Origin of the sequence: Rhodococcus sp. WAY2 (assembly GCF_009859915.1) — a bacterium.
Classification (GTDB): Bacteria; Actinomycetota; Actinomycetes; order Mycobacteriales; family Mycobacteriaceae; genus Rhodococcus_F; species Rhodococcus_F oxybenzonivorans.
Genome location: NZ_CP046574.1, coordinates 70,383 through 95,264 on the forward strand (window position 1 = coordinate 70,383; position 24,882 = coordinate 95,264).

Sequence of the window (24,882 nt, forward strand, 5' to 3'; positions counted from 1 at the left end):
AGGCGATGCCCAACATGCTGCCCCGAGATCGAGCCGAGCTGATACTCGCCCTGGGCAGGGCCGGATGGTCGGTGAGCGCCATCGCGGGGCAGCTCGGTTACAGCCCGACGACGATCCGCTCTTACCTGACCGGGCGCAAGACGCCCGGAGTTCGAACCGCACGCCCCCGCCTGCTCACCGGTGCCCTGGCCGACTACAGCCGCCAGCGCCTCACCGAAGACCCGCAGCTACGGCCCCACGCCCTGTTCAACGAGTTGAAAGAACTCGGATTCCAAGCCAGCAAAGCGACCTTCTACCGCGAGATACAGCAGCTCAGGCAACCCAGCGGACAGCCGACTCACCCGAACCAGGATCTTCTCGACCTGGTCAGCCGATCGCGCCTGCTCACCGATGCTCTGGCCGACTACGGCCGTCTGCGCCTCACCGAGGACCCGCAGCTACGGCCCAACGCCCTGTTCAACGAGTTGAAGGAACGCGGACTCAATGCCAGTAAAGCGACCTTCTACCGCGAGTTACAACAGTTCCGGCAACCCGTCGAACAGCCGGCTCTCCCTCGCCCACTCGGCCGTCCGGGCGAGCACACGGTCGTGCTGCCGCGACCGATCGCACCGATCACAGGGGAATCTCTGAGCTCCTACCTGCCTCGGCTCGCCCAAGCCAACCACCTCACCCTCGCCGAAGTCCTGGCCGCACTGCCGTCCTGGTTCTCCACGAAAATCAACAACCCCGACGAACTCTCCCAGCACCACATGCTCGTCCCCGCGACCACCGACGCGCTAAACGCACTCGCTCGTCTCGCCAGAACAACCCCACAACGCCTTGCCGGGGCACTACCAGCCTTCGGCGCCACCCACACCCGCGGACCGGTCCGCGCTACCACCGCCTGCCGCTACTGCACAGCCCGCCGCGGCGTCAGTGACCCAATCCCCGTTCACCTACCTGTTCACCTGAAAGTCTGCACGCACCATGGCATCTGGCTCAGCGATACTCGTCAGCCCAACCTCGACGTCACCGTCTGCCCCGAAATCATCACAGCCCAGCATCGCGCCAACCGGCTCCTGCGCCGATACACACCCCAGCAGCTCGTTCTCGCTCACGAAATCGCCGTCACGGCCATCCCGTCCTGGCCGACGACTCAGGCCGCCATCCCACGCCACTGGAGACACCGACTGCTCACCCTCCAGACCGTCAACCAACACCGCGGCATCGGCACCGACCACGAGGCCTACACACGCGCAGCGAAATACCCCGACGCCATCGCCCTCGTTCCCGGGATCCTCAACATCCGAGCAAACGAGCAAGATCCAATGGCAAAGTCACCCGATCCCAGAGCTCCCCGACAACCTTGACCAGCACTCGGTTTGCCACTCAAATTTCCCTACCGCAGGTCAGGGCGCACACATCAAGGACGATTCGCTGACACAGGACACACCGATTTTCGTCAATCTCGCGTATGCGCAACAGAATGCTCGCAGCTCAAACGGTACTTCCCCGCCAGATTCTGAAGCATGCCTCTGGGAATCGTCCCGGTCCGCCTCGCGCGGACACCCCCTCGGAACCCAGGGACAATTCATTTACCCTGGTAAACAGCCCAATTCGGCTGACGGAAGGGAGGCTGGCGTGAAGACACGAAAGCTCGTCATCGTGGTGTTAGCGGTCGCTGTCGTCGGGTTACTGACCTACACGTACCTCTTCCGAACCAGCAATGACGAGGACTCGGCGAGCGTGGCGCCGTCGACGTCGACGTCGACGTCGACGTCGACGTCGACGTCGACGTCGACCAGCGCACCCTCGACCACCGCGGCTGCGGCGCCACCAGTCGACGCCGAGGCCACAGAGCTGCCGACAGCCTCCCGCGCCGCCGAACAGGCCGCCCGACAAGGCCTGACCGTGGCGTTCACTTGGTACCCAGCCACCGACATCACCCAGAATGACGCGTACGGGCGGGCCCGGAACTGGCTGACCGCCAAGCTCGCTGACCGCATGCTCGTCGACGCCCGCACTGAGCGCGGGCCGGGTGTGCAGTGGGACGAGTGGGCGCAGCAGCAGGCGAAGGTCATCGCCGATGTCAGCATCGAATGCTCCGGGTGTCCCGAGGACACCGACACCCTCGTCCACCGCGCGGCTACCATCGAACAGACCGCGATCTCCGGCAACAGCACCGATTCGGTCAAGCCTGACACCACCGTGTGGGTCATCCTCGTCCGCGAGGTCGACCGCTGGCTCATCGACGACATCCGCTACTGACCGGAGGGCCCTTGACCCGCAAAAGCATTACTGCAGCACTACTCACAGTTACGCTCGCCGTCGTCCTGACCGCATGCAGCAGCGACGAATCGCCTACCACAGCCCCCAGTGTCCCGAGTACCACCGCAGCCGCATCTCCGTTCGGCGCCGAGGCGAATAGTGCCCTCATCACCAAGATTCACCGTGACAACGCGACAGCGATTGTCGAGACCGTGGAGGCACGTAGCGGTTCCCCTGACCAGGCACTCGCGGCCCTCCTCGCGGCAGAGGCGGAAACCGGATGGAGATCGGGACTTTCGATGCCCCCGCCATCGGTAGACATCCGGGACATCTACGGCTGGCGCTTCGGGTACAACATTGCTGCGGACTCCACGGATGCAGTCAAGGCCGCGACGAACACATTCATGGACAACGCCGCCACCATCACCGTCAGCGCGGACGACCCGGCTGCCTACGCGCTGGCCGTCCAGACCGCAGACCCGCGCGGCTACAACGAAAAGGAACACTTCTACAAAAAGGGTGAGACCGCAGCCACCGAGTACGCCGTCGCCCTGCCCAAGGCCCAGGCTGCATACGCCGAGCTGCGCGATTCGCAGTAGTGAGGGATACGAGGGGACGTGTCCTTTGCGCAGGTAAACAGCATGAATAGATCTCTAGTCCAAAAGGCGTCGTTGGTGATGCCAGGCATTCGCACGACTTCTTCGACGGGTCTGTCTTCGGTCTCGATGTGTATGAGGGCGGCATCAACGGATGCGTCGTCGGCGACGTCGCACTCGATGCTGTGTACACCTTCAGGGACGGCAGAGCCACGGTGCGTTGTGCGTTCCCCACTTGTTCCGTGCAGCTCCTGGCCCATATGGTGTGACATGGTGTACCACCAAATGATGGGAGTTACGTGTCCAAGGTTGATCAGAAGGGCGTCCAAGCTGGGGCTGCGCCGTATACCGCGCCCTTCCTGCACATTTACGACCTATGGGTGGTTCACCTCTCCAACGATCTGGCCTGGCGCTGCGGCCGAGAACGATTCGTGGAGATGTATGACCAGCACGTCAGACGCTGTCATCTCGAGGTAGGTCCCGGGAGCGGCTGGTACCTGGCGAATGCCCAACTGCCAGCAAGGACCGAGCTCACCCTCCTGGACTTGAACGCCAACAGCCTCAAGCACTCCTACCGTCGGTTGTCCCCGCGCTATGAAGTGCGGACAGTGGAAGCCAACGTCTTGGATCCCGTGCCGTCGGACCTAGGACCATTCGACTCCGTCGGTATCAACTACGTCCTGCACTGTTTACCGGGCGGCTGGCCTGAGAAGCGTGCGGTCTTCCAGAACCTGGCCGGTGTGCTTGCAGCGGATGGCGTCCTCTTCGGTTCCACAGTTCTCGGGCCGGAGGTGAAACGGAACATCTTCGGCTTGGCGCTCAGTGAGGCATACAACCGTCTCGGGGCTTTCCATAACCGCGACGACGATTACGCCGGTCTCGTCGAAGCCCTGCGGGTCTCGTTCGGTCGCGTAGAGGTCTCTCAGGTCGGCAATGTGGCGTTGTTCGTCGCCAGCAAGCCCAAGCGCTAGTTTCGACGACGGGGGCGAAGCCGCAATCCTTCTGGTTTGAGGGTGATCTGCTCCTGGACCTCGAGTTGGTATGCGGGGTCTGCCTCGAAGTTGAAGCGGTGCAGAAGGAACGCCAGCGCGAGGATCGTCTCGTGATAGGCGAACTGGCGGCCAATGCACGCACGGAGACCGGTCCCGAACGGTTTGTAGACCACTGAGCTCTGTATAGGTCGCAGGTTCTCAGGCAGGAACCGATCCGGATCAAACTCCTCCGCATCGGCTCCCCACACCGGGTCACGGTGAGCCTGCAACGTGAGCACAAAAACCCAGTCACCGGGCGCAAACCTGTACTTTCCTCCGATTACCGTCTCTTCTTTAGCCTCTCGAAAGTAGCCCGGAGCAATGGGCCACAGGCGCAGAGTTTCGTCCACGACCCGGCGGAGGTAGCGCAATCGCGCGACGTCCTCGTACCTGATCGCTGTCACGTCGCCGGCTGGCCACCTCTCATCCAGTTCGGCGCGGGCTTTCGCTGCGATCTCGGGGTTCGTTGCGAGGTAATGCAATGCGAAGGCGAGTACCCCTGCCGATGTCTCGTGCCCTGCAACGAGGAAGGTGAGGATTTGATTCCGCACGTTGACCTCGTCGAGCAACTCACCGGTTTCCGGGTCGGGTTCGGTCAGCATTCGGGCAAGGAGATCGTTATGTGTTCCTGAGTCTTCTGTCTTGCGTCGTTTGATGACGTCGTCGACGACCTGCTTGACGTAGTGAATATCGCGCTGGTGTTGCGCGGCCTGTTTACGGCCGATTGTCTTCTGCAAAATTGGAGGCAGGTTCGAGTTGCGATTTATGTAGGTCAGGCCGCGCATCATGGCCTCGACAAAGGGATGGTTGTCGGTACGCCGGAATGAGTCGAACGTGTAGTCGAAGCCGGTTCGGGCGATCACCTCTAGGGTAAATCGGTTCATGTCCTCGGGGACGTCGACCCAGCCGCCCTCCTCGCTCTCCCACGCCGACACGAGCTCTTGGGCGGTCTCGCACATCGTGTCGTGGTAGCCGCGCATGGCCTGCTGGGTGAACCCCGGCGCGAGAATGCGGTGTGCTTTTGCCCAGTTCGGCTCATCGTTGTACGCCGTGAACAAACCGTCGCGGGAGATCGGGCGGAGTTTCTTGAAGAGGACGCCGACGTGCTTGGTCCAGGTGTCTTCGTTATTGACCTCGGCGATCAGTTCGGGGCCTGACACGATCACCATGGGATAGTTCACGATCAAGCGTTCGAAGATGGGGCCAAGCTGTCGCGCGTCTTTCATGCTGGTCTGCGTGGGCTTCGCCGGGTTGATCGTGAGGAGATCCCCGAGCAGTGGAAGGCGGTAGCGCGGGTGCGGCAGTGCCTCACCAGTTGTCGTAGTAACCATCAGGGTGTGCCTTTCTCAGCTGGCGGGGCCAGTGGTTGCGCTCGTGCCTTGCACGTAAGTCTCGATGTAATGGCGGACTGTCGGCCAGTCGTCTGCCAGCGCGATCAATTGATCGCTCGTGGCGGTGAGGTGCTGTTCGCTGGGGCGTAGGTCGAGGAACTCGAGCCGAATGCCTCCATCGTGGGGAGCGAGGTCCGACAGTTTGGCCTCAAGGGCGCGCGCTATCTGCAGTCCAGCCAGGAGTTGCTTGCGCCGGTCTTCGTCGGTGTGCGTAGCTGCGACGTAGTCGATGTCGTCCTGCGCGGCGGGCACGACGAATCGGCGCAGTCGGAGCAAGGCATCATGTATCTCGATGATCATCCGATGAAGTCGGCGAGCCGGGTTTTCGGCACGAGCTGTACGGACATCGGGAAATGCGTCAGTGAGATCTTGCCACAGCAGATGCAACCGACGGATACTTCGCCCGGTCCTGTCCCAGCCCAGCCGACTCATCACCACCGCGATTGTCGGAACGGTGACCACCGCAGTGGCACCGGTAGTTGCGAGGAAGAAGGTCAGAGCCTTGACCGTCATCCCCGGATCTCGTGTTGGGGTCTCGGTGACGACCTCATACAACGTCGTCAGTGGTGCAACAACGGAATCGACTACGAGCGCACCCGCCAGAACCACGTTGAGGGCGTAGAGAAGGCGCTCTCGACGAGTGGTGTCCTTGGCAAAAATCTCCTTCAAAAAAACGCGGACGATCAGCGCACCACACATAAGGATGGGTGCGTAGAACGCGAGCCAAGCAATCACGGCCGGCCAACCGAGGTACTGGTCAATGAGGAGTCCGGCGTTTCGTGCAGGAGTGCCTGCTATAAGGACGGTCAGGCCGGACCCCAATCCGATTCCGTAGTAGATCCACTGCCTCCGCCACACTGACACCTCAGCTACCTGGGCGGCTGCGACCCCCGTTCGCTGACCCGCGGCCCACAGTTGTGCCATTCCGTAGATGGCCTGCACGATGAGAACGATGAAGCCGAAAGAGATCTGCCGAAGAAGATCAACATCGCCGAATGGGCCGAGATAGCGAGCAAAGACGTCCTCCACGACCTTCTCACGGAGGAGCATGGCAGCAGCGGCAAATGACAACGCCTGGTTGATGAGTTGATCGGTCGGCGTTCGATTGAGTAGCCGGAATCTAGTGAGGGTCACGACCAGCAGCAGGATGATGATGGGCCAGGCGATCCAGCCGGTTACGGGTGAAGTCACCGGAAAAAGGTACTGCGGAGAAGGGACGCTCGTCGTTGGCGGACTGTCATTGCCTCGACCATGATCAGGTCTGCGAAGACCTCCGCGTCGTGCTCCTGCTCGTCCTCAAAGCTGCTTCGGCCGAGCACCTTCAGGATGGATGATCCCGCAAGGTCGGGGAGCAACGTCGAGAACACCCCGCCATCGGGATCAACCAGGGCACGTTCGTCGTGCTTGAGCATCATGTGGCCCACTTCATGACCGATAATCTGATCCGCGTGGTACTCCAAGACATCGGAGCCGTAGACGATGAGGTCGTCATGCTCTCGAAAGAGCCACAGGCCGCAGGTGGTATCCGAGTCGGTCGCCGCTCTCAAGGCCTCGGATCTGACCGGCACAAGGCGTACCGGTCGGTCCCGGTATTCGGCGACGACCTCGATGAACTGCTGACGTGCCCACGGGACATTGGTCGGCATCCGCCTGACCAGCTCCTGAGCCATTACTGCGATCGAACCCTCATCCACCCCGGACACAACTCCCGATTGGTTCAAATGCTCGAAAACCTATCCCTGTTGCTGGATCGCTGGCAAATCGCCTCGCCCAGCGCAGACTAGGCATCGACGTCTGTCTCCGCCGACGGCTCCGGTGGAAGTTGACACAGAATCTCGGCGATGGCACTCGCGAAGGGACCTTTCCCATGTCGTGCCTCGATTCGCTTTACACCGGCGTTGCGTGCACGAATGACCACCTGCAACTGAAAGTCGACGGCCGCCGTATGAGGCCCATCTTCCGTGAGGTATGTGCGTGGCGCGTCAAAGTGCTGTTCAAGCGCCCGGAGCAGCTCAGGTTCTGGCGGAGTCGCCGTTTCACCACCGCGTAGTTCTTCGATGCGGCTTGCCGGGATTTCTTGCCCAAGGATCGTGCTAATCGAGCGCGCAACCTGACCGGTGGTCTGTTCAGGGTCCTCTTTGAGGTGAGCCACATCAAAGAGCCTGTTGATTCGCTCGGCGACGGCTGGAATATCAACTGTCACGCCAGTTTTCCCCCTTCACGCGTGATCTGTATCTGTTTCGCTCGTAAACGTCGGTGGAACCGTTTGATCATAGTGGGGTCGAGATCGGTGGCCTTACCGAAGAGCCATCGCCGGTACTGTTTCTCCTCGGCATCCGGGTCATCATCTGAGACAGGGGGGCTGAGCAGCTCTGCGAATGCATACTCGAGGAGCGGGTGCGTGGTCGAACCGTCTTCGCCGAAATTCCGCTCGAGAAGGTCCGTAATGAACGCTCCGGCGACAGTGCTCACGCATGCGTCGACGTCATCACGTGCTCCACGGAGGTCTGCCGGAGCGATGGGCTGGTTCTTGTCCGCAAGATCATGCAGAACCTGTTGGGCACTCATCAGACGCAGTACCGCCTGCAGGGAAACTGTCATCTCTCCGCCACCTGTAGCCAGCGGTTGCTTTTCCCTGACCGTCGGCTCTCCGCCCTCCCAGTAGACCCGTGCGGCGCTTCCCGGACTCCACTGCAAACCGACATCAAACTTGGAAAGAGTGCTTGGCCTCGGGTTCTGAAGCTCCGCACGCTCAGCCTGCGTTACTACTGGCGGTGTCGGGCCCCCAGCTGCCTTGAGGCCCCCAATCGTCAGATTGAGGAGCTTTCGTCGCTCAGCAACCTTGACTGCAAAGCGCTGAGGGTCTCCTGATCGCATGCCCACATCATAGGTGCCCCACGAAATCTGACAGCAATTTGCTCACAAATATTACCGACTTTCCGCCAGGATATGGCTAGTAAATGGCAGTTTTTTGCATCTTAATTGTTGATTTTTCCGCCGGAGGCTCTAGGCTGCTTCCGTGACATCCGGGAGTACAGCCCAACGGCCGGGCGATCGCCGAGGTGACGGTGGCGCATTGCGGCCATCACGATTGACCACCGGCAGGCCCCTTATCCAGATCAAAGCTGCCCGCGGGTCAGGACTTGACGCCGGCGAGGCGGTCCTTCGTCCGCTCGCAAGTGACGACGACGACTTCAGCATGAAGACCAAGCACCTCGGCCATAGCTTCGGCACTGTCACCACTGAGCCTGGATTTGCCTCGCTCAAACGTGCTCAACGTACTCATGGACACGCCGATAATTCACACCACCGGATCCTGGTCGTAGCAGCCGTAGATGATGCGGAGGTCGCCGAGGAACCGCTCATCCAGCCCAATCTCGATGAGATCGTCCATGCGCAAGTCGAGCACGTCGGCGACTTCAGCCAGTCTCTTCGTATCCGCGACGCCCGAGGACTATGCGGGAGTGCCGGGCGGGCGGGTTCGCACCCGCTCGAAGCTTGCTCGCAGATCCTCCTCCGAAATCTCCAGAGCGTCGGCAAGCTTCTTTGCGAAGTTGTCGGTGAGGCGGGCATCTCCCCGCTCGATCGCGCCGACCATCGAGGTGCTGATACCAGCCTTCGCGCCGAGTTCGGGCTGAGTCAGGCCGAGAAGCACGCGCCAGTCACCCGGGTAACGATCCTCGCGCTTGATGTCGACGAGGTTAGCGCAGCCGGGGGACCGCCAGAACAGCAAGTCGACTGTTAGCGCAGTCGGACAAGCCATGAGACCAGCGGGTTAGCGGCCCGCGGCCTCGAATGCAGAACGGAGCCTGCAAATGAACACGTTAGATGGCGCTGGTGCTCTACGCCTAGCGACTGCAAATTCTCATGCTGGTCGAGAGAAGGTTGACGGGCACGATCGCGTGACCAACGGCCCTCTCCGCGAGATCCTGGCCAAGCATCGTCCGAACTATGACCACGCGTCGTGCACGGCCTGCGGGTTCGTCTACACCCCCGATCTCCCGTTGTGCCCGCCCGTCGCTGACGCTCTGCGTGAACTGTCCACGGGGGCCGCGCGGCCCCAGGACCTGTCTCTCGGCCGCTACACAAGCGGTCGACTCCGCGCGATGGCACGCGAGCACACCGGTGAGGGCCGGTGCCGGCGGTGCGGGTTCGTCTACGCCGGTCAGGTGCGTCTATGCCCGACGTCGCGGCGGATCGCCGCTGAACTCGAGACCCGCGGCCAGGCGCCCGCGACCCAGCCCCACACAGGTCAGGGTCTGTGCGTAGGTAAGGGCTCCGGTTGGACCGTCACCAGCACAAAGGCGGCGGCCTGGAAGCGTGCGATGGCTGCCTGTTCGGTGTGCCCGCTGCTCGCGCAGTGCGAGAGGCAACTGGAAGACAGGCTCGCTTCCGGTGTGAAGGTCCGCGAGCAGATCATGGCCGGACGGCTGTTCACCGTCACCGGCCGCGAGGTCGAAGCCGCTGGGGTTGATGCGTTCGCGGTTTCCCGGGGGCGGACAAAGAAGAAGCAGCAGAAGCCCCGGGCTCCAAAAGGGGTCCCGTCTAGGCCGGCCACCAGAACTCGCGAGGTCGCGGCATGACGTCACTCGCCGAGCGGGTCTATCTGATGGCCAGCGGACAGGCAGAGACTCCCGCCGCCGAAGGTCTCGCGGAGATCCGATGGGATTGGTTCGCTGACCTGTACGCCGACCCTCGGTGGGGGCTTGTCACTATCCCGGGCTGCAGCACGGCGGCCGCGGAAGCCGTGGCCGGACTCTGCCGGGCGACTGCTCTCGGTCCCACAGCTGATGTTGTCGAGGTTACTGGTCGGGTCAGCTCACTCACGGCACGCTGGCACGCCATCGATCGCCTTGCCACGATCAAGGGCGGCCGCGCACGGTCCGAGGCCGCCGACTATGCCTGGGCTGCAGTGTCGGATTCCGCTGTCGACGCCTACGACTACCTGGCTGGCATCGAGTTCAGCGGCGCCGAGACTGTCTCTTGCGCGTTCTGGGCCCAACTTGTCACCCAACCCGCCGACGTCGCGGAGGTCCGCATCAACGCCGCTATCGACGCCTGGGAGGTTCGTCTTCAGGGTTCGGCGACAGGAGTCGCTGCATGACCACAGTCAGTGCTGTCGACGTCCACGGGCGTCAGTGGGAACTAGTCCCGATACGGGATGTGATCTGCGCCAGGATTATTGCGGACGGTATCGCGAAACCAATCGTGCTTACCGAGCAACTTCTCGCCGAATGCGGCCCTCTTATGATCTCGGCTGCGGCGCCCACCCTGAGTGTGGGCGCCCGAGAGAAGCTCACCGATGTCATCGACCTGGTCGTGACGGCCCCTGAAACGGCTTCCATTGAGCAGATCCGTGAGGTTGCTTCGCTCGCCCGTCTACTTCTCCACCGACATCCCGCGTAGCAGTAGTCAAGATTCTGCGCGCTCCAGAGCAGGGCAGATCGGGCCCCGATCACCCAATCTTGTCGCGCCCTGGCCAGAAGCGGGATCGCTGAACCCGCGGCCAAGTCCGTTCAGTTCTCACACACCAACTCGTTCACGAAAGGCAGCCACCTTCATGACCACTTCAGTCACATGCGACACACCGAACAGCGCCGGTTACCCGTATCGGTTACAGATTCGATCTAGGGTTTCCTCATGGCACAGCACAACAAGGGGCCCCGCGGGCAAATCGCTACCCGCGCGCCCCTCAGACACCACAAGGTTTACGAGAGTCGGGCAGCCGAACTCGGCATCCCTGCTGGCGACTACTCCGTGCTCGTCCTCGCCATCACGCACGGACTGGACATCCCGGAATACATCAGCGAGAAACTTCGACCGGAACAGCTCCGACTACTCGAAGTCGAAGCTGCAGGGTCGCTGCACCGCGTCGAGCAATTGGCGATGGGCGCATGAACGACACCTAAACACGGAACAACCCCCAGGGCTTGGCGGCGTCGGGGGTTGTCCGTCTATGAAATTTCGGGACCTTACCAGCTCCCTGACCACCACTACCTTGAAAGGAAGAGGCGGTGCTTACTCCATGATAACGCACGGCCGCAACTCTGCCTTGCCTGCGAACCTCCAGTCGGTCACGTGTCCGTCTCAACGAGACCACATGCCGGCTACAGCGTTCCCACACGGTCAGGACCCTTTCGACGGCGCTATCCCTGTGTTGGCTTACCAGGGCTCCCATTACGCAACGGAATCTGCGGGTTCTGAGCTTCCACTTCCGGTGCCGCTTACGCGCGCCCCGGCCCTTCTAACCGAGGAAGGCGGTGGGCCTGGCGGATAGCTGATCGGAACTAACTCGATAGCTAATTCAAGAGCAGCGGTACCACCCAAAGGGACCCCCGAGCGGGGGTGGGTTTAGTCAATGAATCCCGCTGGGAGGACTGGCAGGTCCTCCCGTCTAGGGCGATCGTCTGGCAGGACGGTCATTCCCTGAGGTGAGTGGAAGAAGTGAGCAGCTTCTTCGACTCGGTACTGCATTCCCCGAAGGGACTACCTGTGCTAGGTACGTCTCAGGGTAACGCATACCCTGAATATCTCTCAACGGTTCAACATTCCGATCGCGGCGTGTCGTGGGACAAATCACACAACTCGCCAGTTCCTCAAACCGCTACGCAAGCAACGCAACCACTGGAGACCCCGTGGATTGACGAGCTGCGTCGACTCAATGCGGACACCGATCAGCGCGGCAAATCCTGGACGCTCCCCGTAAACGCGGGACAGGAGGCGAGAATCCCGATCTGGACAAGCCGTGACGGATGGATGCGACAGGTCCGGTACGCAGTCACCAAGACCGCCGACGGCCGCGCCGCAGTCGCCAAACACAGGATCGGCGTCGAAAGCATGGTCGCTATCGCCGCCGCGCACGCGTCGTCAGCCGACTCGAAAACTGGGCGCCGCGTTACCGCCACAGTCCAGAACCTCGCCGCCCGAGCAGGTGTGTCCGAGTCGGTGGTCAAACGAGGTCGACGCGTGTTGAAAGCACTACACCTTGGCTTCGAGTTGGTCCGTGGCCGCACCCTGACTACGCGTGAATTCCAAGCAGCAGAAGTCCACCACGGTGGGCGTCAGCACCGCGCCGCCAGCGTATGGGCTCTATCCTCCCCACCCGACCTCGTCGCAGCCACCCACGCTCCCCCACAACCAAAAAAACACGGCAGCTCCCACGGCAGGAGACACCGCGCGGCGAAGCATGCTCGCCACACCGCCACTGCCGGTTCGAATCCCAATCCCCAGGCCCGCGGCCGTGACCCCCTATCTTTGAGTGGTTTATCCCCGAAGGGGATCTCTTGTAGAGAAGTAATCACCAAACGCGCGTGCGCGCGCGCGAACCGATCCTCATCCTCGAATCGAAACAACCCTCGCCCCCTGGGCCTCCAACGAGCAGCGTCCGCACTGGTCGCTGCAGCTCCAGCCATCGCCCCCAGCGGCCACATCGGAATCGTGTGCGACGTCCTCGTCCGTTCAGGAATCGACACCACCCGCTGGACAGGACGCGATATCGCTCGAGCTTTGACGGCTGACACAGTCTCGCGAGGTGAGCTCTGGCCAAACGAGGTGCGCTCGCCAATCGGATATCTGACCTGGCGTTTGTCCAGACTCGACTGGTCGGGCCCCTCCCCCAGCGAGCAACGCGCCGCAGAGGCTGCGCACAGCGCACAACGCCGAGCTGCGCGTGACGCCGAACGCGAACGAGCTCGTCGCGCAGCAGCCTCGCCTGAGCACCGAAGGGCACTCATGGAACAGATCCGCGCCACCCTGGCACCCCAAAGGCAGGCAGCCTAACCATGCCCATTGATCCTCTGCCCACCATGCACATACGGCAACGAGCGTGGGACCGGGTACGGACGACAACCACCGCGCCGACCGAGGTACCACTCGCCACCGCACCCCGGTCCTATACTGCGAGAATCATCGTGGCCTCGCACAGGACGGAGTGCGCTCGTGGGTAGGAAGAAGACTGCGTCCCAATCGACCCACCGCCACCCGCGCGTGTATGTCAGCCGAGTCCAGACGCCTCCACGCATCAGCCGCAACACAGACTCAATCCGCGAACGCCTCCGCAGCGGCGCAAAAACTGTCGTAGTTGACACAGCAGGTCAGCTAATCGAACTCGACGACAAAACATTCGCATCGGCCGGCGACGAATGGACCCTACGATTCACCGCTGGATCGCAAGCACGAATTCATCTCGACTCACCACTACCCGCGACCGCGCACATCGTTGCCACTGACGCAACGACCGTGGAAGTCACAGGGCAAGTTCACGTCTGGGCCTACACCCACGCGACAGTTACTGCCTTCGACCGGTGCAAGGTGATAGCCCACAATCATGCATTCATCAGAGCATGCGACCACTCCACTGTGTGGGCCGACGACAACGTCGTTGTATACGCCTACGACGAAGCCACGGTCCAAGCTAGAGACCACGCGATACTCGCGCTTTCCGATAAAGCACACGCAGTCGTGGACACCGCAGTTGAGGTTCGCGGCCCGGCCCGCAAGAACGTCACCATCAGGTGCACAGCATGATTCCCGGATCATCCGCACTCTCCGCTCCGTTAACGCACCACCTGTCCACCCGCAGTTGCAAGAGGGCCTTCGTATACCTGGCTGTGAATCTACATAACCCAGCCTCGCGTTGCTAGCAACGCGAGCTAGCATTGCTAGGCGACCCTCGCGAGCCTGAATAGTTCGGCAAGCGTTGATACCCCGGGTACCTCCGCTTTCTGTCACGTGACGGCAGATACGGACGTCGCCGAAATCTCACCGAACGGCGCGTCGTGATGACGACTTGCTCGGTGTCTGTGGTGGACTGCGAATATGCCCAAAAGCCGAGGCCGCCGCAAGGGCGGCAAAAGCCGACCCATTCGCCGTGCTCCCCGGCAACTCCACCCCGCCGATCTTCTCCTGCGCGACGCCCGGCAACTCCTCGAAATCAACGATGTGCTCACCGCCGAAACCTGGGCCAGCGGCTGGCTCGGCGAGGCGTGGTCGACAGCGGCAGTAACCGAACGCGAGCCCGCGCATCAACTGTGTATGCAAGTCACCGGCAGAGCATGCACCACACCGTCTCCGTACTCACTGGCCGCGATCGACGCGCTCGCGCGGGTCGCACCTGCGCCCGACCTTTCCATGCTGACCGACACCCTCCACATCTTGGCCGAAACCCAACCACTGCCGGCCTGGCACACCGTCGAGGCGTGGACTCCGACCGCGGCGTGGCGCGCGGTCGGCGTGTACGACAGCGAACGGGTCCTGTTCATCGACTACGACGGACCCCACCCACACACATTGATGGCACATATCTACCAGGCCGGCGGGCTGATGATCGACAAACTCGCTCTCCTGAATCCCGGCGCAGCCACCACGTGGGACCAGCTGCGCGAACCTGACGAGGCACCGATGCCGCTCCAAACGGCCCCGGTCGCCGAGGTACTCGCTGATCTTGCGCACGCGTTGCGCACCACCGACATGACCTGGCCCCGCACCGCCGACGAGGACTTTTGCGATCACAGGGCGCTGGCATGGTCCCGCTGCCGGGACTACCTGCCAGAATGGCCCGAACATGCCGGACTACCCGAGGAAAGGCGCCGCCAACTGGTCGAGAACTTCCTCACCGATATCGGAAGCGACGACGAGGTGAGCCGGTCGCTGGCCGAGCTGTTCCTCGACTACGGCGACGGCTACATCGGCGCCGGACCGTTGTGCTGGAGCCCGGGCGAAGTGATGCTGCTGCTTACAGATTGGCTTCCCCGCAAAGCTGTCCTCGACGCCGACCAACGAAACGCACTGTCCTTCGTGTTGCGCCGATGGCTGACCTTCGCGCTGACCCAGCAGGGGATCGACCGCCAGTGGATCAGCCCCGTCGTCGATGCTGTCGATACCTTCCTACCCGAGTTCCATGACGCGTTCGACGATGAAACTACTTGGGGCCCCGCCAAACAGGTGGCCGCAGCGCTCACCGAGCGAGGCGTCGACCTCACCGACCGCCACGCCGTCGACGACGCCATTCGGCAACTCAACGCCGAACAACTCGCCCACCGATTACTGCCCTGATCCGTCGGCTCCGTGCACACGCGATTTACACGTCCGATTCGTTCTGAAGCTGTGGAATTCCTGCGACGCGCTGGCCAGCGTATGCGCGCTCGTTGGGCAAGCGACGTAACTCCGCAGTGCGATGCTAGTAAGGCTACCTAGCGTTGCTAGCGGTACTAGATAGAGTAGTAACACGAGCCAATTCAAGGTTTCCCGACTAGCTATGCGCGCGTTGATTGCTCGCCCACCTATAGCTGCTAGGACTGAAGTAGTAGCTAGCGGTGAAGTGACCGTTGTACTAAGGACGCTGGCGGAAATAGCAGGTTTCGCTCACAGAGATATGGACGCTAGCCTAGCTAAGCTAGCGGAGCGCGGCTAGCCCGAAAGTGGTGCACGGTTGATCCGGGGCGAGACGCTCGGGCAGCATGTCGAGCTGTGAAAGCTCGAAGCCTGGCCTGCTCCGTTTCGCGGGGTTCCGCCGCGCCTCGGCAGACGCGATCGGGCTGGAGGATGCGTTTCGCGTGACGTTGCCGCTTGGCATAGTTGTGGCGGCGACCCTCTGACCTGCAGAAATATCAACGCTAGCTCCTATAGCATCGACGGGATCTACTTTGGTGGCAAGGAGGGAAGCGTAACTATCCAGGCTATCTGGACTATCGGTTCTAGCCTTCATATCGCGAATAGTTCTGCTATGGAGACGATCACAGCTACCGAGCCTATCGCAGCAATGCTCGCAACCGTCGCTATCGGAGAGATGTCAGCAACGATATCTACCGGAGCTAGACACCGTATGTGCGCTACAGTAGCGCCGCTTTCTATGAACCCTTGCATGTCTATGCGGACTCGCCGTTCTAGCCTAAATAAGCTGGCTACGCAGGCTAGGGGTCGTAGGATTGCGTTCAGAGCTATGAGTGGGAACAGAACTACGAGCGCAACGCTTGCTAGAGAAGGTCAATTATCAATCGTCGCTGTCTTCGCTATAGTCGCAATCTTATCTAACGAAGCTACGCAAAATAGTGCAGTAAGCGTTGCAAGCAAAGCGATCGCAGACAGCGTAGATACGTTCGCATTCGTAGTTCCCGTAGCTATGGCTGCGTTCGCAGTGTCGGTCGCTACGAAAGCTGAACTAGAGACACTAGATACGCTATGCACGCTAGCTCACCTAACAAATAGGGCTAGCGTTGCTCGGCGTGTCGAGCTAGCTCAGTAGCCAAGCCTCGCTATGCTCCCTACGCGAGCGTGCGGAGTTGCACTAACGCTCATCGCGCGCATCTGGAAGTCTCCTGGCCTCGACGGAACGGAACCAAGTCATGACACGCAAATGTGCGATCTGCAATCAGAAAGGGGGAGTGGGCAAGACCGCCACGACCCTCGGTCTCGCGAGCGCAATTAGCAACGCTGGCGGACACGTCCTCGTTGTCGATGTTGACCCCCAGGGTAACGCCACCAACGGCGTGGGCGTCACCATCACCGACGAGATGCTGACAACCTACGACCTGATGAGCCGAACGGAGTCGGGCACGGCGATCGACGCCGTCATTGCCACTCCTTGGGACGGCGTCGATCTGATCCCGGCCGATCAGACGCTCGCGAACATCGAGTCGGATGGGGCCAACGACCTCATCTTCCGCCTCGACATTGCCTTCGAGGGCCTCGACCTGTCCGCGTATGACGCTGTCCTTTTCGATTGCCCACCGTCGCTCGGCAAACTGCTCTTCGCCGTTTTCTGTGCGGTGGACGGGGTCATCGTAGTAACCGAGCCCACCATTGACAGTGTTCAAGGCGTCACCAAGCTCCTCGAAACCGTCGAGAACGTCCAGCGACGCCCGAACCCGAATCTGGCTATTGACAAGATCGTCCTCAGTCGACGACGGGGGACGGGCGAGCACCAATTCCGGGAGAGCGAGCTGCGGGAAGTCTACGGCGACCTCGTTGCGCGCACCGCCATCCCGGAGTACGCCACTCGGCAGGACGCACACAGTGCGCGCACCCCGATTCACAAGTTCGCGGGCGGAAAATCGTTGTCATTGCAGCTCGCGTACACCGACCTACTCAGCGAACTACCCTTCAAGACCGCAGGAGCGACCGTATGAGTGTCCAACGTGAACCCGCTATCCGCAGGCCCGCGCACCCTGCCGCAGATCTTCCTGAGCGCCCCCGGGTCGTCAAAGACCCCACCCCGGCCGCCGTCGACGAGAAGCCGACGCAACTTCCGCCCGAATCGACCATCAGATCTGTCGCCGACGCGCCCGTCACGCCAGTCTTGTCTCATGCAGCCGAGGCGGCATCGGCTGTCGAGAAACTCAGCGAACAACACAACGTACGGGTTCGGCCCTCGACCAAGGCTCGCCTGACGCGCGGTGTGGACAAGCTGCGCTACGAGACCGGGGACCGGAGCATCACTATCTCGTCAGTCACCGACGCCGCGCTCATCGAGTACCTGACCAACAACGGCTGCTAGCGCCCATAGCAACACTAGCTATCGGTGCTAGGTGAGCGCTCGTGGTTCGGGGTATGCCCACCGCGACGCACTGGCCGCACCAACACAAGGAAGCCCCCGCCGATTGCGCCGGCGGGGGCCTCGTGGACCGGGACCCCGTGAAAGGACACCCGATCATGAACGACCTTAGTATCCGAGCAGCACGAATCCAGCTCCGCGCGCTGATTGCCGCCCTAATCGTTGCCATCGCCATTGCGGTCGGCATCACCACCGGAGCGTTCGTACTCTCGTTCGCCGTGCAACGCGACCTCGCAATGCAGGCCGGAATCCCGCACTACCTCACCTGGATCTTCCCCGCCATCGTCGACGGCGCAATCCTCGGCGCAACGATCGCCATCGTTGCGCTAAGCAAAATCAACGGCAGCGCAACGGGGAAGCACTTCTTCCTCTGGCTCGCAGTCGTCGTCGTCTTCATCAGCGTCTTCGGCAACGCCTACCACGCCTACCGCGCCGGGGAAGCCGCCGCGCGGAATGTTGCAGCTGGCATCGACCTGGGATACACCCCATTGACTCCAACCGGCGCCTCACTCATTGCAGTCATTCCGCCGCTTTTAGTTTTGGCTTTCACCCACGGCGTCGGAATCCTCATCAAGGCCATCGGCACCGCCCACACCGAGTCCACCGCGGTCGTCCGAGACACCCGAGACCGCGAACAGCGGGACGGTGAGGACATCGCGACCGATCACCCCACGGTGGCGGCCGAGTCGATGCCTGCATCCGAACGGAACCCCGGCCATATTGCGGCCTTCGTTGCTCCGAGCATTGCGCCGGACCTGAACGTTGCGCCGGACCTGAACGTTGCGCCGGCCCCTGACGTTGCGCCGCGCATTGCTCAGGCCGTTGCGCAGGTCGCCGACGTTGCACCGGCAGACGACTCCTCGGCACCCGACGACAGCCGTGAGGCCGCCGCGACCGCACCTGAGAGTTCCACCGGCGTTGCGGATGCCGCGCAACCAACCGAGGCGAACCCCGATGACCTCACCAACGTTGCGGCCCTCACCGAGGAGCACGTTGCGCCCAGCGCACTGAGCAAGCGCAATGACGATGCACTGAAGGTCGGCAATGCGCCGGAGGACTCGCAAGAGCCATTCGTGTTGCCGGACGAGGCCCAGACCATCGAGAACCTCCTCGACTTCATCGACGCGTGCGCCGACTTCGAGCCTGTAGTGAAGGAGACGGCCCGACTGCGCATCCTCGAACAGCACAGCTATGCGGAAATCGCCACGCTCACGCGGGCCAAGGCCGCCAGCACCGCAATGCGCCGGTTCGACAAGGTTGCGCAACGCGCGGTCGTCGCCGGGTTCCGGACGCCCCCGTTGCCGGAGCTCGAGGAGATGGCGGACGGACGCAATGCGGCAACGCTCGATCCGCAGTACACACTGGTCGGGGCACCTTGATCACCCGCCCCCGGCAAGGCGGCGACGGCCAGTTCGTACTCTCCGCGGCTCGACCGGGGAGACGACCGCCCGACCAACAGAACGAGGCGCGACCACCCAGCAAATTCCGAACCTCCGCAACACCCAGCGCCTCTGACCGCAACACAGCCCGACATTGCAGACCAACCAGATGAGGTTGGCAACGCAACGCCTGGTTGCGGCAACGCAACGCCGACCAGCACGAGGTTGGCAACGCCGGCGCCCGATTCGGATGCAACAGACAATCGGACGTGTGGACCGCAATGCAGATGCAACACCATCACAACGTCGGCGATCATCTGCGCATTGCAGGTGGGCGGGCGCCGCGTTGCATGCGGGTAAGCCCCAGGGAGTGGTGGGAATCGGTTGTGGAGTGGTTCGTGTCGTTTTGGGATCTGGAGATTCAGCGGACATCGGTGCGCGCGGGAAAGCGTCCGATCGCGATGACGCCATGGCTCAGGTCATCGCCGCTGGCCTCGACCTGGTGGGCTGTGAGGACGGATCGGTGGTCAATAAGTCTGCCCACGTCCGCATCGGAACCGAGCTGGCGGTGGTGACCGGGTTCGACAGTTCACGCCTGGACGAAAACCTGCGCTGCCGTATCGAGGCTGCCATCACCGCGAAGCAATAACCCTGCCCGCACGATGCGGCAACGGATATCCGTCGAGCTGTAGTCGGGTCTCCTCGGGGGTACCTGGCGAGCTGACGGCCGCACCGCAGCCGTACACCGCCACTCGATCCCGCAAGTGGGGTAGATCTGGATGATGATCGAACACGACGGTGACCGCGATCGATCGCAGTCGCGAGAGTCGAGTACGGGTCTCGCCGAATGTTATCGCCGCTGCCGAAGTCACTCGACGGTGCCGCGGGCATATCAGTGAGCGTCTCGACGCGGGTACTTTCACTTGCGGAATGGTTGGCGAACCCATCTCGTGTGGCTCTTCTGGCGGGGGGAGGGCAGGCGCGATTTCATCACGGTGACGTAAGTCCCCGAGCCTGGGGCGGCTGTCTGTTTCTGCGCCGACGACCCGATGGCCAGCCGCGGATCGCCATCACGTGCGGTGGTGGCTGCGCAGAAGGCTCAGATCGGTTGGGCTGCAAGACCCGGACCGGTGGGCGGCGTTATCGATCGTGCGCCGAAATGCTCCGCGATGGTAGTGGCGTGTCCCCCGTGAACGGCGCCACTATGTTTTAGAGTCTTGTTGCCCGTGAACTGGGCGGATAGGACGATGGAGAACATGGCTGGACGGAAGCGGAACTCCGCGGAGGACATCGTGCGCAAACTGCGCCGTGCCGACGAGCTCGCTGCTGCAGGCAAGACGCAGGAGGAGATCGCTGCGGAGCTCGAGGTGTCGGCAGCGACGCTGTACAACTGGCGACGCCAGTACGGCGGGATGGACACCGACGCAGCGAAGGAATGGCAGGTCCCCGATAGTCGGTCCGGTTGTTTCTAGAGCCGGTTCCTACGTGCAGTCGATCAGTCGATCCCGCACGCCACGGGCTGGTGCCGGTGGGTGCATCCGGCAGCGTACTCGGCAGGAGTCTTGTAACCCAGCGCCGAATGACGGTGTCGATGATTGTGGTCGTTCTTGAAGTCCTCGATCACCACGCGGGCCTCGAGCAGCGTAGGCCAGTAGTTGCGGTTCAGGCACTCATCGCGCAACCGGTTGTTGAACGACTCGATGAACCCGTTGTTCCATGGCGTGCCCGGCGGAATGTAGGACACCCCCACCGACCCAGCGCAGAAGGCCCGCAGTGCCTCGGAGATGAACTCGGGCCCATTGTCCATGCGCAATACCAGCGGCTGAACACCCCACATCGCGAACGCCTTCTCCAAGCCCTCGATCAATCGGTCGGCGGTGATCGAGCGGTCCACGATGTTCAGCAACGACATCCGGGTGTGCTCGTCGACCATTGACGCGATCTTCACCGTGTTGCCGTCGACGGTCGAGTCGAACTGGAAATCCAATGCCCACACAACATTCGGAGCATCCGCGTCGACGATCGGAACGGAGGACTGGCCGGCACGTTTGCGGCGTGGGGCACGCCGGACTTGCAGTCCTTCCTCCTTCCACAGGCGGTGAACCTTCTTCTTGTTCACCAGGGCGCCCTGGTCGTAGCGCAGCCACGCCCACGCCCGACGGAACCCATGCCGCGGATACTTGCGGGAATACCCGCGTAGCTCTGCGCGCAGATCGGCATCCGGGTCGTCCGGTGTCTGCGCCAACGGCAACCGCCGGTAGGAGGATCGGGAGAGCCCAACGACCTTGCACGCGAACCGCTCCGACATCTGCATGGTGCCGGTGAGCAGGGTGATCGCGGCGCGTTTGGCGGTCGGGCTCAGAATTTTCCCTTGGCGATCTCCCGCAGCGCGTCCTTCTCCAACTCGGCATCGGCGAGCAACCGCTTGAGCCGGCTGTTCTGCTCCCGTAGCTCCTTGAGTTCCTTCGCGGCGTCGGCGTCCATACCGGAGTACTGGCGACGCCAGTTGTACAGCGTGGCCGCCGACACCTCGAGTGCGGCGGCGATCTCTTCGCCGTTCTTGCCTTCCGCGGCCAACTCATCGGCTCGGCGCAGCTTGCGCACGATGTCCTCCGCCGAGTGACGTTTGCGTCCCGCCATGATCCCTATCGTCCCTTCTTCGCCCTCACCAGGGCAATCAGGACTCTAGAACAACCCGGACCTACTCAAGGGGGACACGCCACTCGGAGTGTCCCCTGTCGCGGTCGGCCAGTGGGAATCCGGAACAGCGAACCCGCGACCGGACAACATTGAAGCCCTCGCCCGAGTCCTCGACGTCCCAGTCGCCTTTCTCGCGGCCGGCCGGCCGTATGCACGTCTGGATGCGGCCGATGCACATTTCCGGAGTCTGCGCCGCACGCCGGTCAGCCAGCGCGACAAGGCAATATCGTTCGCCGAGCAGGTCTGGGAGCTGACCTACGCCCTGGAGAAGCGGGTGCGGTTTCCGATCATCGACCTACCAGGCTTCTCCGCCGGGGAGGTCGAACAAACCGACTTCCCAACCGACCCAGTCGCGGCGGCTCAAGCACTTCGCTGTCACTGGGATCTGGGCACGGGCCGACTCAGTCGCATGGTCCGAACGATGGAGCAGCACGGCATCATCGTCACGCTGGTGCCCTTCGCTGGCACCGATACCAAGAACATCGACGCCTTCTCCACCTCGAAGCTGCCACGGCCCATCGTCGTGCTCACACCCGACCGGGCCGATGACGTGTACCGCCACCGATTCAGCGCCGCTCACGAGCTTGGGCACCTGGTGATGCATAGCGATTGCTTACCCGGAGATACCCAGCAGGAGCGAGAGGCCGACGTGTTCGCCGCGGAGTTCCTGACCCCACGAGCCGAGATCACGCCGCTACTGCCACCTCGTCTCGACTTCAAGAAGCTGGGGGAGTTGAGCGTGCAGTGGGGCGTATCGGTCGACTCACTGCTCCGTCGATGCAAGGAGGTCGGCGTCGTCTCCGAGGCTACGTACAGGCGGGCCCACCAGCGGCTCGCCACACTTCGAACGTCGGGTCTGTTCGTTCACGAGTCGGTCCAGGGGTATCCGGGCGAGATACCAGCGCTACTCCGGTCGGCTTTCGAAATGGCCGAGACAAACGGGCTGACCCTCAAGGAACTCGCAACCGACTTGCGGCTCAATCTTCCCCGACTGCGACTTCTCTTGGGACAGGGTGACACTCGACCAAAATTGACACTCGTCTAGCGATCCTGCCGCGCACGAATGCCCACCGTGCCGAAGCATGGGCAGCAGGCCTCCCGGCAATGTCGCGAGCTGGACTCAGCTCGTTGAGTGCCGTTGGTTGCGCTGTGCGATTTGGTCGCGTACGGCAGGGCTGGAATTGACGATGAACCGATTGACCTCGCCCGATTTCCGGAACTTGCCGGTGGCGGAGCTTCGTGTCGTCGCACTGCTCACCAGGAAAGTGTCGGTCGACACCCTGCGTGCAGAAGTCCTTGCGGTTCGTGCGGTCGATTTCATGCTGCCACCTCCCTCGGTGGATCCAGGGTAGCTCACAATGGCGAATGCTGACCGTAGACACCCGTTCGGATCTCCAGCAGCAGGGACCACTTCTCGGACAGTTCCGCGAAGACCGCATTGACATCGTCAACCTGCTCCTCCGCAACCTGCTTCGTGGAAGCAGCGCTGATTACCCCACACGGCAGCGCAGGCGCGGAGGAGAACTCGACAACAAGCGGCGTTGCCGCCACGGACCGCCATCGTGCGGTTGACCCGGCCTGCGGAATGTCTCGGACGAGTTGCCCGTTGCGTCCAATGCACTGCCCGGCAATCCAGTCGCTGTCATGTCCAGGAACTGCCCGACGCAGATACTCGGGATGGCGGTATGTCCGATCGTTGGCTGCCCACCGGACGAGCCCGCCGGCACCATCAGCCAGCCACAACGTCAGGTTCGTGAAGTTGGGTAGTAGATCCTGCAGCGTTTCCAGATCGTGATTGAGCTCATCGGAGTCCCCCTTCTGCAGGATGGAGAAATCTTCGACATGGGTTTGCCATAGGGCGGCGGCTCTCTCACTCGGAGGTAAGTAGCCGGGTACCCCAACAAAGGGCAGTTCGCGAAGGGCTTGAGCGGCATCGGAGTAGTCGTGCGTTGCGATTACCTGTACCCCGAGGGCTGACCACTGGGTCTTGAGTGCGGCTTCCACGCGATTGAACTGGACTCGGTCGAGCCCCATGCCTTCTCGGGCGAGGAAAACCAGTACCTCGCCGCTCTCACCGTCGCACGTCAGGTCATGAATCCATTGCCGAATGTCCGGATCCCGATACGACGTGCCAGCCAGGATCAGCGGCCCCTTCTGGAGTGAGTCATGAAGCGCGGATTCTTGCCATGTAGTCCGCCGCTGCCCCAACCTGTTGTAGTCGGTCAGCGTGAGGATTACGGAGTCAGACGAGGTAGCGTTCGGGGGAAGAAAGCCGTGTAGATGATGCACCTCGTACGCACCCCTTGGGGCACGTGGGCTGCTCTTTTCCCGACTGAAGACCTCGACTTCCCCTTCCTCGAAATCCGTCGAGGCGTTGCGCAGCGCCGACTCGAGTAAGTCGTCGTAGTTCAACGTGAACAACGAGATCGCGTCGGGACCACGCCTCTCCGCCAGCGCGGCCGCGGCCGTGTGCAGCGGTGCCGGATCCACGGGTTCTTCGCCGTACAGCGCTGACTTGAGTAACGAGGTCCAGTTGTCCCCGGCAGCATTCTTCGCGGCTTCCGCAACGATGGCCGGATCTTGGCCGGCCAAGAAGGCCCTAGCCGTTTCGTGATCTTCGATTGCGCCGCTTGTCGCCAACAGGTCCACCGCGAAGGTATTCCAGTCGGGTAGACCAGCTGCCGCAGACGCACCTGCTCCCAGGAGCACTCCGACGTGAGAGTCGATCCTCATCGAGGCGAGGATGTCGATCGTCTCTTTCCCAAGCTCTGCGGCGCTCACTGCGACAGTCTCCCATCCAAGCTCCGGCCACGACGGCGGACACGGTCAGGCCACAAACGTCCTGTCCAGCCACGACCGTGTCGGCGCAGACCGGCCGTCTACGCCGACACCGAGGCACCCTCGACGGGTGTGCCATCGAACCCGAGGACGAGGGATCGCTGCTGGCGATGCTCTTTGGATGGAGAGAACTGCCCGTCTCGTCTCCTC

The 24,882-nt window shown here is 62.2% G+C and carries 25 protein-coding genes; 16 read left to right on the forward strand and 9 right to left on the reverse strand.

What is annotated here, in order from left to right; all coding sequences use genetic code 11:
* Window positions 1-5 precede the first annotated feature (5 nt).
* The 4 genes from GFS60_RS34925 to GFS60_RS34940 all read left to right on the forward strand — a co-directional run bounded on the left by GFS60_RS34925 (window position 6) and on the right by GFS60_RS34940 (window position 3,814).
* Window positions 6-1,349, forward strand: a complete 1,344-nt coding sequence (locus tag GFS60_RS34925) for a TniQ family protein (RefSeq protein WP_054246139.1) — start codon at window positions 6-8, stop codon at window positions 1,347-1,349.
* A gap of 271 nt (window positions 1,350-1,620) precedes the next feature.
* Window positions 1,621-2,247 (forward strand): hypothetical protein, encoded by a 627-nt coding sequence (locus GFS60_RS34930; protein ID WP_054246140.1) that lies wholly within the window; start codon window positions 1,621-1,623, stop codon window positions 2,245-2,247.
* Window positions 2,248-2,258: 11 nt separating this feature from the next.
* Window positions 2,259-2,846, forward strand: coding sequence for a hypothetical protein (locus GFS60_RS34935; RefSeq protein ID WP_054246141.1), 588 nt, complete (start codon window positions 2,259-2,261; stop codon window positions 2,844-2,846).
* 434 nt (window positions 2,847-3,280) lie between these two features.
* Window positions 3,281-3,814: a class I SAM-dependent methyltransferase gene (locus GFS60_RS34940; RefSeq protein ID WP_236603726.1), complete on the forward strand. Its 534-nt coding sequence runs from the start codon at window positions 3,281-3,283 to the stop codon at window positions 3,812-3,814.
* Here the strand turns inward: GFS60_RS34940 and GFS60_RS34945 are convergent.
* The 7 genes from GFS60_RS34945 to GFS60_RS34975 form a co-directional block, all read right to left on the reverse strand.
* The gene (locus tag GFS60_RS34945) at window positions 3,811-5,205 is read right to left on the reverse strand and encodes a cytochrome P450 (RefSeq protein WP_054246143.1); all 1,395 of its coding nucleotides are present in this window, start codon (window positions 5,203-5,205) and stop codon (window positions 3,811-3,813) included. The two genes, GFS60_RS34940 and GFS60_RS34945, sit on opposite strands and share 4 nt — an antisense overlap.
* Before the next feature lie 15 nt (window positions 5,206-5,220).
* The gene (locus GFS60_RS34950; protein WP_054246144.1) at window positions 5,221-6,456 is read right to left on the reverse strand and encodes a DUF6545 domain-containing protein; all 1,236 of its coding nucleotides are present in this window, start codon (window positions 6,454-6,456) and stop codon (window positions 5,221-5,223) included.
* A complete protein-coding gene (locus tag GFS60_RS34955) occupies window positions 6,453-6,935 on the reverse strand; it encodes a hypothetical protein (protein ID WP_063786592.1) in 483 nt (160 codons plus the stop codon). Before GFS60_RS34955 ends, GFS60_RS34950 begins: the two co-directional genes overlap by 4 nt.
* Before the next feature lie 110 nt (window positions 6,936-7,045).
* Window positions 7,046-7,468, reverse strand: coding sequence for a hypothetical protein (locus tag GFS60_RS34960; RefSeq protein WP_159929197.1), 423 nt, complete (start codon window positions 7,466-7,468; stop codon window positions 7,046-7,048).
* A complete protein-coding gene (locus tag GFS60_RS34965) occupies window positions 7,465-8,142 on the reverse strand; it encodes a hypothetical protein (protein WP_159929199.1) in 678 nt (225 codons plus the stop codon). The genes GFS60_RS34960 and GFS60_RS34965 overlap by 4 nt, the downstream gene beginning before the upstream one ends.
* Window positions 8,143-8,401: 259 nt before the next feature.
* Window positions 8,402-8,551, reverse strand: a complete 150-nt coding sequence (locus GFS60_RS40535; RefSeq protein ID WP_082359725.1) for a helix-turn-helix domain-containing protein — start codon at window positions 8,549-8,551, stop codon at window positions 8,402-8,404.
* 168 nt (window positions 8,552-8,719) lie between these two features.
* The gene (locus GFS60_RS34975) at window positions 8,720-9,028 is read right to left on the reverse strand and encodes a helix-turn-helix transcriptional regulator (protein WP_082359726.1); all 309 of its coding nucleotides are present in this window, start codon (window positions 9,026-9,028) and stop codon (window positions 8,720-8,722) included.
* Window positions 9,029-9,167: 139 nt separating this feature from the next.
* On the opposite strand from GFS60_RS34975, the gene GFS60_RS34980 reads away from it, so the two are divergent.
* The 11 genes from GFS60_RS34980 (at window position 9,168) to GFS60_RS35030 (ending at window position 20,666) form a co-directional block, all read left to right on the forward strand.
* Complete coding sequence (locus GFS60_RS34980) at window positions 9,168-9,848, forward strand: hypothetical protein (protein WP_236603679.1); 681 nt, start codon at window positions 9,168-9,170, stop codon at window positions 9,846-9,848.
* On the forward strand, window positions 9,845-10,369 hold the full coding sequence (locus GFS60_RS34985) for a hypothetical protein (protein ID WP_054246149.1): 525 nt from the start codon (window positions 9,845-9,847) through the stop codon (window positions 10,367-10,369). The genes GFS60_RS34980 and GFS60_RS34985 overlap by 4 nt, the downstream gene beginning before the upstream one ends.
* On the forward strand, window positions 10,366-10,671 hold the full coding sequence (locus GFS60_RS34990) for a hypothetical protein (RefSeq protein WP_054246150.1): 306 nt from the start codon (window positions 10,366-10,368) through the stop codon (window positions 10,669-10,671). The genes GFS60_RS34985 and GFS60_RS34990 overlap by 4 nt, the downstream gene beginning before the upstream one ends.
* A gap of 234 nt (window positions 10,672-10,905) precedes the next feature.
* Window positions 10,906-11,163 carry a hypothetical protein gene (locus tag GFS60_RS34995; RefSeq protein WP_054246151.1) on the forward strand — a complete coding sequence of 86 codons (258 nt, stop codon included), beginning with the start codon at window positions 10,906-10,908 and terminating at the stop codon, window positions 11,161-11,163.
* 2,040 nt (window positions 11,164-13,203) lie between these two features.
* Window positions 13,204-13,791: a hypothetical protein gene (locus GFS60_RS35000; protein ID WP_082359728.1), complete on the forward strand. Its 588-nt coding sequence runs from the start codon at window positions 13,204-13,206 to the stop codon at window positions 13,789-13,791.
* Between the two features lie 291 nt (window positions 13,792-14,082).
* The gene (locus GFS60_RS35005) at window positions 14,083-15,318 is read left to right on the forward strand and encodes a hypothetical protein (protein WP_054246153.1); all 1,236 of its coding nucleotides are present in this window, start codon (window positions 14,083-14,085) and stop codon (window positions 15,316-15,318) included.
* Between the two features lie 1,289 nt (window positions 15,319-16,607).
* On the forward strand, window positions 16,608-17,390 hold the full coding sequence (locus GFS60_RS35010) for a ParA family protein (RefSeq protein WP_054246154.1): 783 nt from the start codon (window positions 16,608-16,610) through the stop codon (window positions 17,388-17,390).
* Window positions 17,387-17,758, forward strand: coding sequence for a hypothetical protein (locus tag GFS60_RS35015; RefSeq protein ID WP_054246155.1), 372 nt, complete (start codon window positions 17,387-17,389; stop codon window positions 17,756-17,758). Before GFS60_RS35010 ends, GFS60_RS35015 begins: the two co-directional genes overlap by 4 nt.
* Before the next feature lie 155 nt (window positions 17,759-17,913).
* Window positions 17,914-19,194, forward strand: a complete 1,281-nt coding sequence (locus tag GFS60_RS35020; RefSeq protein WP_054246180.1) for a DUF2637 domain-containing protein — start codon at window positions 17,914-17,916, stop codon at window positions 19,192-19,194.
* Between the two features lie 469 nt (window positions 19,195-19,663).
* Window positions 19,664-19,843, forward strand: a complete 180-nt coding sequence (locus tag GFS60_RS39580) for a hypothetical protein (protein WP_236603680.1) — start codon at window positions 19,664-19,666, stop codon at window positions 19,841-19,843.
* Window positions 19,844-20,450: 607 nt separating this feature from the next.
* Complete coding sequence (locus tag GFS60_RS35030) at window positions 20,451-20,666, forward strand: transposase (protein WP_236603681.1); 216 nt, start codon at window positions 20,451-20,453, stop codon at window positions 20,664-20,666.
* Between the two features lie 23 nt (window positions 20,667-20,689).
* On the opposite strand, the gene GFS60_RS35035 is transcribed toward GFS60_RS35030, so the two are convergent.
* Window positions 20,690-21,834, reverse strand: a protein-coding gene (locus GFS60_RS35035) for an IS3 family transposase (protein WP_122975572.1) whose coding sequence is annotated in 2 segments (ribosomal slippage) — window positions 20,690-21,567 and window positions 21,567-21,834 — 1,146 coding nt in all. Because the reading frame shifts where the segments join, the coding sequence is not laid out codon by codon here.
* 88 nt (window positions 21,835-21,922) lie between these two features.
* On the opposite strand from GFS60_RS35035, the gene GFS60_RS35040 reads away from it, so the two are divergent.
* A complete protein-coding gene (locus GFS60_RS35040) occupies window positions 21,923-22,939 on the forward strand; it encodes an XRE family transcriptional regulator (protein WP_054246158.1) in 1,017 nt (338 codons plus the stop codon).
* A 308-nt stretch (window positions 22,940-23,247) separates the two neighbouring features.
* On the opposite strand, the gene GFS60_RS35045 is transcribed toward GFS60_RS35040, so the two are convergent.
* Complete coding sequence (locus GFS60_RS35045; protein ID WP_054246159.1) at window positions 23,248-24,675, reverse strand: SIR2 family protein; 1,428 nt, start codon at window positions 24,673-24,675, stop codon at window positions 23,248-23,250.
* Window positions 24,676-24,882 lie beyond the last annotated feature (207 nt).